Raw genomic sequence first — 11,904 nt, forward strand, 5'->3', positions numbered from 1 at the left:
GATGCAGCCGTTCTGAGAGTTAGAACAGGGTGGGGGCGCTCACGTCGTTGCGTGCTTGGGCCAACCGCGCACTCCACCTTTTCACCAACCACATCTCGACGATCTCGGGTTGGGTGCCGGCGGCATAGGCCCAGCTGTCGAGAAGTTCGCAGTACCGGCGGTAGCGACGCGTCGTGAAGCCGGTGACGGAAGGATCCTCGAGCCAGCCCTCGTGGATGAGCGTCGAGACTCCGTACTGGTCGATCATCTGAGCGCGTCGGCCTTCGTCCTGTACGCCCACTGCCCACATGAAAGCGGCCATCAGCGATACCCCGACACCGGGGGTGAGTGGCCACCCGGACCAGGTGTCGCGCCGGACGACGGGCATCGACTTGTTTTTCGAGCAGTGATCGAGAATGGCTGTGATCTGGGTCAGCGGATCCTCGTCCTCGCGGTGATGGGGATTGAAGACGTTGGGGAACCGCCGTGTGAAACGTCGGCTCTCGTGCGAGCCCTGCCAGGCCGCGCAGAGAAACAGTAGTCCGAGGCCGTCGTGCTGGGCGACAACGAGATCGCTCGACGGGCGAAGGTCGTTGCGTTGAACGATGGCTCGACCTTCGGTGATCACTTTGCCGTCGAGATCACGCCCGCGCAGGCTGATGGTGTGGCCGGCGTCCTTCAGGTGTGCGTTCCACCAATCCAGGTCGACGGTGGCTTCGTCGTCGAGGACGTGCAGTGGAAAGGTGCGGGAGCGGCACCACTCGACCAATGCGTCCGGCGGTTCGAATCCTTCGTCGACACGATTCATGGCGCGATGATCCCACGAGTCGCCGACAGTAATTCGTGCGACGCGCAGTCCACCGTGATGGAACCGGACACTCGCGGTACGCTCCGCTCATGAAATTCGCGTCCTCGCAGGTGCGGTCGGCGCTGTGGACGGTAGCCATCGCTTTGGCGGCCACGAGTCTGAGCGGATGTATCGGTGCCGTCGATCGGATGGATTTCGACAATCAGATGCGCGAACGTGGCGGTGGGATGACGTCGGAGTTGGTGCGAGGCGGGTTCGACAGCCTCGCACATAGATACGGCGTCGACGCGGTATCGGTGACCAGCATCGACATCAGCCCGATCGAGACGCTCGGAGTCACCGTTCGAGACCCCGGGAAGCCGACCCAGCTCGACAGATTCTCTTTCGACGGAGTCATTCTCGGCGAGCCCATCCCCGTGCAAGTCAGTGTCACCGACGATCTCGATGCACGATCGTTCACGCTGGATCAAGTGCCGGCATTGACGAACCTCGAGAAGTTGGTCGACGACGCGCTGGAGAACAGCGGTGTCGACGACGGCGAAGTCACCGGGATCTCGGTCAGTCGCACCGAGGCGATTCGCGCATCCGTGATGGTGGAATCTCCACGCTCGCGGGCGCTGGTGGTCTTCGAGCCTGACGGAACTCCCTTCCTGGTGCACCCGCTGTGAGCCGCCGTATCGCTCCGTTGCTGATCTCCGTAGTGGTGATCGTGGTCGTGGGAATCTTTGCTGCACTACTGTCTTCGGTGATCTGGCCAGGACAGGTCGCTCATTTGGCGCCGATTTTCTGTGAAGCTCCCACATCGAGCGCGATGGTCGTCTCGGATACCTTTTCCGACGGCGACGGTACGTCCACCAATTTCACGCTGTATTGCGTCGGACCGCGCGGTCAGACCGTTGATGCCGGGTGGCTGCTGCCGTTCTTGGTGCTGTGGGGCGTGTATTCGCTGGTGCTTGCGATAGTGGTCGGCGTGGTCGGGGTCAACCGGCGTAGGCGCCCAAACGACTGACCCGATCAGCGTGGGAGGACAACCACTTCGGCGACGGCATCGTCTTCCGCGTGTGGCGGAACGAGTGCAAACGCGGAGCGCCCGATCAACCCCGCCAGGTGTGCGGTACGTACAGACGGTTCGGCGCGCCAGCGACCGTCGGCGGATTGTGTGACCGGCAGTAGGCGTACCGCATCGGAAGTCACCGCAGCGGCGTTCTCGATGATGCCGAGCAGTGGCGGTGGGGTGTCGCTTCCCGTCAAGGCGGCCACGACGGTGGGCAGCATCGTCAACAGGGTGGTCACTGCGGCGTACGGGTTGCCGGGGAGGCCGAGAACCACCCGACCACTGGGCAGGACAGCCGTTATCTGAGATCCGCCCGGGCGCGAGGCGACTCGCCCGACAATCGTGCGAGCGCCGAGTCGATCGAGCGCACTGCGCATTTCGTCGGCAGCGCCGCCGCCCGTGGCACCAATGACAACAAGCAGGTCCTGTTCAGTCGCATCCGCCAGTACACGCTCGAAACTGTCGGCCGTGTCCCTCAGGTGCGAATCCGCCACGCACCGTAGGCCGTTGCTTTCCAGTAGGTAGGGGAGAATCCCACCGACGGAGTCGCGGGTCTGACCTTCACGCAGTGGACCGGTCCGCCGGATCTCGTCGCCGGTGACTATCACGCGTGCCCGTACCGGACCACGGACGAGGGCGTCGAACACTTCACCGCTGGCAGCTGCGGAGACCACCGCCGGAGTCACCGCGGTACCAGTCGGGGCGATCGTGAATCCGGTGGTCCAATCTTCCCCTCGTGGTCGAGCGTCGTTGCGGTGCGGCGCATCCGGCAGTCTCCGTACCATCCGAGATGGCTCGTCGACGGACAGATACTCGTCACGAATCACCGAGGTGGCGCCGAGGGGCAGGTGTGCTCCCGTGGCAATGCGAATCGCTTCGCCTTCACCGAGTTCGAGTTGCCCGTCGGCGCCCGCGATACGGATCTCGGTGCGGATTCGCCAGGGACCCTCGCCGGAGACGGCGTACCCGTCCATCGCCGAGACATCGGATCGAGGAAGATCACCCAGGGCGACGAGAGGCTGCGCGAGCGTTGCTCCGAGACTGTCGGCGAGGGCGGCCCGGTGTGGTGACAATGCTGTCAGTGAGTTCCTGACGGCGGCGCGGGCTTGCTCGATCGTCAGGCGCGGATGGTTTCGCGCGCGGTCGATGTCCGCCGGTGTGTCGCAGTCAGTGGTACCAGTGACACGCAGCGTCGAGAACGGTTCGGTGACAATCGCTTTCATAGGTTGATTCTCCAACCCCGAACTCTCCCGCAATGTGGACAGGCGTTGCCGGAGCTCGCGAAATGTCCACGCGGAGAGCAGGAATTGGGTTCGGTTGTTCTCGTCCACGGCACACGTCACCGGACTGTCCGTCGACGTGGCAGCTATCAAAGCGTCGACTGATACGGCCTCGATGTGCGGCAGATCGGACGCCAGGACCACCACCACGGCGTCGTCGGGTAACCGGGTCGCAGACAATCCGGCCCAGATCGCCTCGACAGGGCCGGCTCCGGCCGGAGTTTCCTGAGTTTGAGTGATGCCAGGATCAAGTTCAGGGCGATGTGGACCGACCACGACGACGGCGTCCAGATGCGCCGTCGCTGAAAGCGCGATGTCGAGGAGCCTGCGGCCGTGAACGAGCAGGCCGGGTTTGTCGACACCACCCATTCGGGTCCCGCGACCACCCGCCAGAATGAGGGCGGCTGTCGGCGGCGTGACGGTCATACCTCCATGCTGCCCCATCGCCCGCGTCACGACGACCGGTGACACGTGAATCAGAAGTGATACCGAGCTTTCTTCAGGTCGATCCGACCGTCCTTGATCGGCACGCCTTCGAGTTCGAGCTTGGCGATCTGACGATGAGCCAGGTGCGCCGACGGTTTGCCGGAGGCGCCGAGAACCCGATGCCACGGCAGGTCGGCAGAGTCCGTTCGCATGATCCAACCGACCGTGCGAGCACTGGAAAGTCCTGCAGCATCAGCGATATCGCCGTACGTCGCCACGAAACCGGCCGGAATCGACGCGATGAGGCGCCGTACCTCTTCGATCTGCTCTTCGGTGGTGGCTGCCATGTCTGTTCCTTCAGAGCATGCTGCGAACGAGGGCGGCGACTTCGTCGGCCCGTACGTGCGGGACCATGTGGTCACAGTCGAATTCGACACCGGTCAGATTTTCACCGAGGTGCTCGGTGAGTGCTGCCCGGAGCTCGGCGGTGACGTACGGCGGTTGGACCTTCATCGCCTGAACCAGCACGGTGGGCATCGACGACGGAGGCAGCACGATCGGGCGAGCGAGTTCGCCCCACCCGGTCACGATCGCGGGCGTGGACAGGCGCCAGTTGACGCGTCCGTTGCCCAGTTCGATCAGGTGTTCAGCCATCTCGACGTCGAGGTCCTGGGTGGGAACCTCACCCCACGAGCCGTGAATCTTCTCGGAGTATGCCTCTGCCGCATCGGTGTAATCCGGTGAGCCGATTGTGAGTTCGGCCACTTCCTGCATGAAAGTCGGATCCAACCCGATCGCCGGGTCGAGCAGGACGAGCCCACGAACGCGTTCCGGTGCGGTGGCCGCGAGGTGCAGCGCCAGCATTCCGCCGAAAGAATGCGCGACGATCACCACCGGTCCGGTGGCATGTTCGTCGAGCGTCTCCAGCAGGCTCGCCACGTGGGATTCGATGTTCCACGGAGGAGCCCAGGTGGAACGCCCGTGACCGCGTAGATCCGGCGAGATCCAGCGCGCTTCGGGCAGTTGGTTCTCGGCCATCGACTGCCAACGTCGGCCGTGACCGGTCAGACCGTGCAGCGAAAGGATCTCCGGTGCCCCGACGGGTCCGTAGAGATACGTATGGAGTGCAGACACGAGGTCAATCATGCCGGATGCAGGCGATGTGTGAGTTGTCGGTGCGCTCTGGTGGAATGCCTGGGTGAGTGAGACGGCAACACGCAGCAAGGTCACCATCCCGCGGGCGCGGTTGGTGCACCGAACTGCGCCGTCTCCGATACCCCGAACGTGGGACGAAGGGACGGCCCGGCTGTTCGCGCCGCCGTCCGAGGATCCGTTCCAACTCGCGTTCGGCCCTGTTTCATTCGGCTCGGGGGCCGCCTGGAGTCCCTGGCAGGTACTCGGCAGCCCCGGAACCGGCAAGACGTCCCTTCTGGTGGATCTGGCAGTGCAGAAGATCTCCGGTGGCGAAGATCCTGAATCGGTCCTGGTGCTCACCGAGTCGCGCCGGGCAGCGACGCAGGTCCGCGAGCAGATCACGGCCGGGTTGCTCGGGTACGAACAAGAACGCGGACCGCAGGCAACTCGTGAGCCGTTGGTCCGCACCGTTCACTCGTACGCCTTTGCCGTACTCCGGCTTCAAGCCGCAGCGCACGGCAACGCGCCGCCACGCCTGATCACCGGCGCCGAGCAGGACTCGGTGCTCCGAGAGATGTTGCGCGGCGACATAGAAGACGGTGCGCTCCGGTGGCCGGAGCGCCTGCGACCCGCATTGGGTTTGAACGGCTTTGCCGTCGAACTTCGAGATCTGATGCTGCGAGCGAACGAGCGCGGACTCGGTCCCGAAGATCTGGTCAAGCTCGGCAAGAAGCGTGGCCGTCCGGAGTGGGTGGCGGCCGGGCGGTTCGCCGAGGCCTACGAGCAAGGCGTGCTGCTACGCGGCAGTGTCGGTGTCGAGGCTCCGGAGGCGACGGCGCCGGCACTCGACGCGGCCGAGTTGATCGGTGCGGCATTGACCGCGTTCGCCACCGATCCCGAATTGCTTCGCTCCGAGCGCGCTCGGATCCGGCACCTACTCGTCGACGACGCACAACATCTGGATCCGCAGGCGGCGCAGCTGGTTCGGCTGATCGGAACCGCAACTGCGGGCACGGTCATCGCCGGTGATCCCGATCAGTCGGTCTTCGGGTTCCGCGGTGCGGATTCGGCGTTCCTACTCGGACTCGCCGAGCGCGGAGACGAGCGCCAGATCGTCCTGCCCACCACGTTTCGCAACAACGCCGACGTCGCGTCGATCGCGGCCAAGATCGCTGCGCGGCTGCCCGGCAACCTTGCTCATCGCATCGCGGTTCCATCCGATCTCACCGATGAGGACCCGGGGCGGGCGTCGGTGCGGGTTCTCGGTACGACGGCCAAAGAAGCGGCAGTCGTCGCAGATACCTTGCGCCGGGCGCATCTGCTGGACGGGATTGCTTGGTCCGAGATGGCCGTCATCGTGCGGTCGGTGCCGCGTACTCTCGCCCCTCTCCGGCGAGCCCTGCTCGCGGCCGGGGTACCCGTCACGACCGCTGCCACCGAATTGCCGCTGGCCAGGCAACACGGAGTGTCCGGCCTGCTGCTGGTCCTTCGGGCGCTCGGCGGCGATCAGTTCACCGGCGACGACGCGCTTGCCCTGATAGCCGGTCCCATCGGCGGCGCCGAGCCGGTCACCCTGCGCCGGTTGCGTCGTGGCCTGCGCCGGGTCGAGTTGGCATCGGGAAGTGATCGGGACTCCTCGGAGTTGTTGCGGCTCATTCTGATCGACGAGGATCGTGCGCAGTCCAAGCGCCTCATGGGCAAGTTGACAGACGTCGAAGCTGCGGCACTCAATCGCGTGCTGTCGGTCCTTCGCAAGGCCCGAGTGCCTCTCGAGCGAGGTCTCGGGGTCGAAGAAGTTCTGTGGGCAGCATGGCAGGCGACGGGGCTGGAACGACGCTGGGCGGCTGCGTCGGCGCGCGGCGGACCTATCGGCTCACAGGCCGATCGAGACCTCGACGCAGTCGTCGCACTTTTCGACGCGGCCGCCAACTACGTCGACCGGTTGCCGCGTTCGCAACTCGCCGGTTTCGTCGACTACTTGACCAGCCAGGAGATACCGACCGACTCGCGGAGCCGGTCGGTCATCACTCCCGACGCCGTCACCGTGGTCAGCGCTCACGCCGCGGCGGGTCGCGAATGGGCGGTCGTGGCGGTGGCGGGTGTGCAGGAGGGGCTCTGGCCGAGTTTGCGGGCACGCGGATCGCTACTGCGTACCGAAGCGCTGATCGACCTGGTCAACGGAGTCTCCGACGGCAGTGACTCGGCTGCCGAACGACTCTCGCGAACCGCACCGCTTCTGGCCGAAGAACGCAGGTTGTTCCTGGTTGCCTGTAGCCGTGCTCGTCGCCGTCTGCTGATCACCGCAGTCGAATCGGCTTCGGGGGACACCGACTTGGTGCCTTCGCGGTTCGTGGACGAATTGATCCGTGGTGACGCGTACTCGGACGATCCGTCCTCCGATCTCGACGTCGTTGCACCCGAGACCGGGGATACCCGGGTTCTGTCGCTGCCTGCACTGGTCGCACAGCTTCGCAGCGTCGTGTGTGATCCCGACATCGCGCATTTCGACCCCGAGAAGCATTCCCGGGCCGCTCGCCAGTTGGCACGTCTGGCTGCTGCCGGGGTACGCGGCGCGCACCCGGATCAGTGGTACGGCACAGCCGAGCCGAGTACCGCTGCTCCCATGTGGCAGCCCGAGGACGGACCGGTTTCACTATCGCCGTCCACCATCGAGCTTCTCGAAACATGCCCTCTCCGATGGGTGTTCGAGCGTCATGGCGGCAGCGACGGAGACAACACTCATGCGATCGCCGGTACGCTGGTCCATACTTTGGTGCAGGCATTGGCCGGCCGGATTCCACCGGATCAGGTCGAGAAGGCACTCGAAAATGCCTGGGAATCCATCGATCTGGGATCGCAGTGGTACTCGCGCCGCGAACTCAATCGAACTCGGGAGATGCTGGCGACGTTCACCGCCTGGATGAACGCAACTCGCGGTGAACTGACCGAAGTCGGCGTCGAGGTCGCGGTCGAGGGGGTCCTCGAACCACGTGAGGAGGGAGCGCCTGCGGTCAAGCTTCGTGGCCGGATCGACCGGCTCGAGCGCGACACCGAAGGCCGTCCGGTGGTTGTCGACGTCAAGACTGCGCGAAACCCTGTCAGCAACGAGGCCGCGCAATCTCACGCGCAGTTGGCGGCGTACCAGGTCGCAGCGGCCGAAGGTGCGATTGCCGGCGAACCGGCCACACAACCCGGCGGTGCACGCCTGGTATTCGTGGCCAAGTCCAACAAGAAAGACGGTGCGGCGCAGCGAGTTCAGCCGCCGCTGACGGCCGAAGCCGTCGAGATGTGGCGAGACGTCATCCATAACGCAGCGGCAGCGACCCAAGGGCCGCAGTATCTGGCCAGGGTCAACGACGGATGTAGACATTGCCCGGTGCGCTCGAGTTGCCCGGCACACGACGAGGGACGACAGGTGAGTAACTAAGTGGCTGCCGCGACGCAGAAGGCACGCCGACCGAAGATCGATCCTGTCGACCTGGCGGTCGCGCTCGGTCAACACCCGCCGACGCCGGAACAGGCGGCAGTCATCGCCGCACCGCTCGGTCCGACATTGGTCGTCGCCGGTGCCGGTGCCGGTAAGACCGAGACGATGGCTGCTCGCGTCGTGTGGCTGGTGGCCAACGGCTTCGTCGATCCCGAGGCCGTTCTCGGATTGACCTTCACGCGCAAAGCGGCACAACAGCTCACGTCGCGAATCCGCAAGCGCTTGGCGCGACTGGCGGGTTCGGACGTTTTGCGGGCACTCGACCCGACCGGCGGAGTGCGTTCCCGGATTCTGGCCGGGGAACCCGAAGTCAGTACCTACCATGCTTACGCGGGACGGTTGCTGTCCGAGCACGGACTGCTGTTGCCGATCGAACCCTCGGCGACGCTGTTGTCCGAGACCGAACTGTGGCAGGTTGCGCACCGCGTCGTGAGCGGCTGGGACAGTGATCTGGACACCGACAAGAATCCGGGGTCCATCACCGAAACCGTTCTGGCCCTTGCCGGTCAGTTGGCGGAGCACCTGGTCGACCCCGAGCAGTTGCTCGAGGCTCACACCGAGTTGGACAAGCTGATTCATACTCTGCCCGCCGGTCCGAAACAGCGGGGTGGGCCGAGCAAAGAGCTGTTGAATTACCTTGATGTGCAACACAAACGCATCGAGCTACTGCCCCTCGTTGCCCGGCTGGGTGAGACGCTGCGGCGTGAAGGCGCATTGGATTTCGGCAGCCAGATGTCGCTGTCGGCCCGTGTCGCCTCCGAACATCCCGAGGTCGGGCAAACCGAGCGTGAGCGCTTTCGGGTAGTTCTTCTCGACGAGTACCAGGACACCGGTCACGCTCAGCGAGTGTTGTTGTCCTCGTTGTTCGGTGGGGGAGCCGACGGCCGGTTGGCGCTGACAGCCGTCGGCGATCCGATGCAGTCGATCTACGGTTGGCGAGGCGCGTCGGCGGCCAACCTGCCACGGTTTGCAACCGACTTCCCGCTTGCCAACGGAAAGCCGGCTCCGACACTCGAACTGCTCACCAGTTGGCGTAACCCGCCGGAGGCTCTCGAATTGGCAAACCTGTCGTCCGCACCGTTGCGCCGACGCGGTGTGGCCGTCAGCACACTTCGTGCGCGGCCGGGAGCCGTCGCCGGAGACGTTCGACTGGCGCTGCTGGGATACGTCGAACAGGAACGTCAGTGGGTTGCGGAGAAGATCGCCGAAGAGTACGAGGCGGCACGTGCCGAAGACCGCCCGACGCCCACGGCAGCGGTGTTGATCCGCCGCAACGCCGATGCTGCCCCGCTGGCCGAGGCTTTGCGGTCCAAGGGTCTGCCAGTCGAAGTGGTCGGACTCGGTGGGCTCCTGCACACACCCGAGGTGGCGGACGTGATCGCCATGCTCCGAGTGGTCGCCGATCCGCTGGCGGGTAGCGCCGCCGTTCGGCTGCTCACCGGAGCGAGATGGCAGATCGGCGCGAAGGACCTCGCCGCACTCTCGCAACGCTCTCGCGAACTTGCCATCTCCGCCGGATACGGAACAGCGGGTGCGGTCACCGACGCCGAGGCGCTCACCTCGGCAGTTCAGGACGCGCTGCCGGGGGAGAACGCCGAGCAAGCAGGATTGGTCGATTCGATCTCCGATCCAGGCCCGGCAGAACGCTATTCAGCTCTCGGGTACACACGCATCAACGCGATAGCGGCAGAATTGGCGTCGTTGCGCGAACGTATCGGCCAGCCGCTCACCGAACTGGTGGCGGAGGTCGAGCGGGTGCTCGGTATCGGAATCGAGGCAGGCGCGCGAACTCGAGTCGGTGTCGTCGGGACCGCGGGCCGCGAGCATCTCGACGCATTTGCCGACGTCGTCGCCAATTACGCGACGCGTCCAACAGCCAATCTGCCCGGGATGCTCGCATTCTTCGCGGCCGCCGAACAGATCGAAAAGGGCCTCACTCCGGGCGAAGTGGAGGTGGCGCCGGATCGCGTGCAGATCTTGACCGTGCACTCGGCGAAGGGGCTCGAATGGGAAGTAGTGGCGATCCCGCATGTCAGCGACGGGGTGTTCCCCTCGTCCACCGCGTCCGGATCGTGGCTCGGGGCGCTCGCCGAACTGCCACCGTCGTTGCGTGGTGACCGGGCGGTCGACGCGGATTCGGCCGACGGAGTTCCGGTGCTCGACCTCGAGGAGCTGTACAACCGCAAGGACCTCGAGAACGCGATCACGGCGCACAAGAAGGCCTTGTCCAACCGTCGACTGGACGAGGACCGGCGACTGTTCTACGTCGCGCTGACCAGAACCGAACGGGCGCTGTTCATCTCGGCGCATCACTGGGCGGAATCCGGTTCGGAACCGAAGGGGCCTTCGGAGTTCCTGGACGAGCTGCATCAGATGGTCACGGCCGAAAACGATGCCGGTGAAGAAGACTCACGCGGTGCGATCGGCGTCGTGGAGGAATGGGCGCCTGCACCGGAACCCGACACCGAGAACCCGTTGGCCTCCACACCCCGTACGGCGCAGTGGCCGCCCGACCCGCTGGGTGCGCGTCGCGGCGCGGTCGAGGCCGGAGCCGCGAGCGTCCTGTCCGCACTTGCATCGCTGCCGCAAGACAGCAAAGAGACGGAAGAACCGGAGGACGATCCGGAGAACTGGGCCTCGGACGTCGACGTTCTCCTGGCCGAGCGCGAAGCCCGGGCAAACGCGCGTGCCGAAGTGATTCTCCCGGCGCAGCTTTCGGTGACTCAGCTCGTCGACCTCAAGGCAGATCCGGATGAACTCGCGGCACGGCTGCGTAGACCACTGCCGTACCCACCGAACCCGCTCGCTCGGCGCGGCACGGCTTTTCACGCCTGGATCGAGCGAAGGTTCGGTGCGACCCGACTGTTGGATCTCGACGAACTACCCGGCGCCGCGGATACCGGCGCGGGTCCCGAGACCGATCTGGTGAAACTTCAGGATGCGTTCCTGCGGTCCCCGTGGGCCAATCGCAGCCCGATCGAAGTGGAAGTTCCTTTCGAAACATCCATTGCCGGAACGGTTCTGCGGGGTCGCATCGACGCTGTGTTCGCCGATCCCGACGGCGGATGGACGGTGATCGACTGGAAGACCGGTGCCGAACCGTCGGCCGCCAACGAGGACGCTGTTGTGATGCAGTTGGCCGCGTATCGGGTGGCCTGGGCCGAATTGATGTCAGCCAGAGCCCGTTCGGCGGGGCGCAACGAACAGTTTCCGGCCGACAAGGTCCGGGCGGCGTTTCACTACGTTCGATCGGGTCGCACCATCGCACCCGAGAACCTGCCGGACGGTGAGGCTCTCGCTCGCCTCATCCGAACGGCAGGCGCGCAAGATTAGCTTGCGTTTCGACGAGCCTTGAGTGCTTCGGTCACCAGCGGAACCTGCAGGGGAAGACGTGCGATCGAACCGATCTTCTGCGGTGTGGACGTCTTCGGGCTTCGGCACCAGTCGATCGCCATCTGGATGTTGGCGGGGAACACGGCGACAAAGAGCGCGGCGGCAAGGCCCGCGCCGAGCTTGCGGGTCTTCGGCACGGCCAAGGCAGCGCCGATCGCCAGTTCCGCGACGCCGGACACCTGGGTGTAGGTGCGGGCCTGTCCGGGAAGCTGGCGGGGAACGGTGCTGTCGAAGAAGGAAGGCGCCACGAAATGCATGGTGCCGGCGCCGAGAAGGAGGGCCGACAAACGAAGAGCGGCCGCTTGGCTGGGAGTGGACGTCGAACCGGTGAAAGGCATTTGCC

Annotated in this window: 9 protein-coding genes; 4 read left to right on the forward strand and 5 right to left on the reverse strand. The window is 65.2% G+C overall.

The annotated features are described in order from the left end of the window. Positions 1–19: 19 nt before the first annotated feature. Positions 20–787 carry a hypothetical protein gene (locus GN300_RS21810; protein ID WP_003942311.1) on the reverse strand — a complete coding sequence of 256 codons (768 nt, stop codon included), beginning with the start codon at positions 785–787 and terminating at the stop codon, positions 20–22. Between the two features lie 89 nt (positions 788–876). Here GN300_RS21810 and GN300_RS21815 point away from each other — a divergent pair, with 89 nt between their 5' ends. Both GN300_RS21815 and GN300_RS21820 read left to right on the forward strand, forming a co-directional pair. Next, positions 877–1,455: a hypothetical protein gene (locus GN300_RS21815; protein ID WP_054782230.1), complete on the forward strand. Its 579-nt coding sequence runs from the start codon at positions 877–879 to the stop codon at positions 1,453–1,455. Next, positions 1,452–1,796, forward strand: a complete 345-nt coding sequence (locus tag GN300_RS21820) for a hypothetical protein (protein WP_007731243.1) — start codon at positions 1,452–1,454, stop codon at positions 1,794–1,796. The genes GN300_RS21815 and GN300_RS21820 overlap by 4 nt, the downstream gene beginning before the upstream one ends. 5 nt (positions 1,797–1,801) lie before the next feature. Here GN300_RS21820 and GN300_RS21825 read toward each other — a convergent pair whose 3' ends face one another. The 3 genes from GN300_RS21825 to GN300_RS21835 are packed head-to-tail and all read right to left on the reverse strand — an operon-like array spanning position 1,802 to position 4,693. Continuing rightward, positions 1,802–3,547 carry an NTP transferase domain-containing protein gene (locus GN300_RS21825; RefSeq protein WP_063316747.1) on the reverse strand — a complete coding sequence of 582 codons (1,746 nt, stop codon included), beginning with the start codon at positions 3,545–3,547 and terminating at the stop codon, positions 1,802–1,804. A 50-nt stretch (positions 3,548–3,597) separates the two neighbouring features. Continuing rightward, the gene (locus tag GN300_RS21830) at positions 3,598–3,894 is read right to left on the reverse strand and encodes an MGMT family protein (RefSeq protein ID WP_003942322.1); all 297 of its coding nucleotides are present in this window, start codon (positions 3,892–3,894) and stop codon (positions 3,598–3,600) included. 10 nt (positions 3,895–3,904) lie between these two features. Beyond that, positions 3,905–4,693 carry an alpha/beta hydrolase gene (locus GN300_RS21835; protein ID WP_063316624.1) on the reverse strand — a complete coding sequence of 263 codons (789 nt, stop codon included), beginning with the start codon at positions 4,691–4,693 and terminating at the stop codon, positions 3,905–3,907. Between the two features lie 52 nt (positions 4,694–4,745). Here GN300_RS21835 and GN300_RS21840 point away from each other — a divergent pair, with 52 nt between their 5' ends. Both GN300_RS21840 and GN300_RS21845 read left to right on the forward strand, forming a co-directional pair. Then, positions 4,746–8,108, forward strand: a complete 3,363-nt coding sequence (locus tag GN300_RS21840; RefSeq protein ID WP_063316623.1) for an ATP-dependent DNA helicase — start codon at positions 4,746–4,748, stop codon at positions 8,106–8,108. Then, the gene (locus GN300_RS21845) at positions 8,109–11,501 is read left to right on the forward strand and encodes an ATP-dependent DNA helicase (protein WP_063316622.1); all 3,393 of its coding nucleotides are present in this window, start codon (positions 8,109–8,111) and stop codon (positions 11,499–11,501) included. On the opposite strand, the gene GN300_RS21850 is transcribed toward GN300_RS21845, so the two are convergent. Then, positions 11,498–11,899: a hypothetical protein gene (locus tag GN300_RS21850; protein WP_003942341.1), complete on the reverse strand. Its 402-nt coding sequence runs from the start codon at positions 11,897–11,899 to the stop codon at positions 11,498–11,500. The genes GN300_RS21845 and GN300_RS21850 overlap by 4 nt on opposite strands. Positions 11,900–11,904 lie beyond the last annotated feature (5 nt).

Source organism: Rhodococcus sp. Ni2 (genome assembly GCF_021352185.1).
Taxonomy (GTDB): domain Bacteria; phylum Actinomycetota; class Actinomycetes; order Mycobacteriales; family Mycobacteriaceae; genus Rhodococcus_F; species Rhodococcus_F qingshengii.

Excerpts from the sequence above, each read along its gene's own strand:
- GN300_RS21810 (WP_003942311.1), bottom strand. The coding sequence starts at position 787 with ATGAATCGTGTCGACGAAGGATTCGAACCGCCGGACGCATTGGTCGAG.
- GN300_RS21815 (WP_054782230.1), top strand. The coding sequence starts at position 877 with ATGAAATTCGCGTCCTCGCAGGTGCGGTCGGCGCTGTGGACGGTAGCC.
- GN300_RS21825 (WP_063316747.1), bottom strand. The coding sequence starts at position 3,547 with ATGACCGTCACGCCGCCGACAGCCGCCCTCATTCTGGCGGGTGGTCGC.
- GN300_RS21830 (WP_003942322.1), bottom strand. The coding sequence starts at position 3,894 with ATGGCAGCCACCACCGAAGAGCAGATCGAAGAGGTACGGCGCCTCATC.
- GN300_RS21835 (WP_063316624.1), bottom strand. The coding sequence starts at position 4,693 with ATGATTGACCTCGTGTCTGCACTCCATACGTATCTCTACGGACCCGTC.
- GN300_RS21850 (WP_003942341.1), bottom strand. The coding sequence starts at position 11,899 with ATGCCTTTCACCGGTTCGACGTCCACTCCCAGCCAAGCGGCCGCTCTT.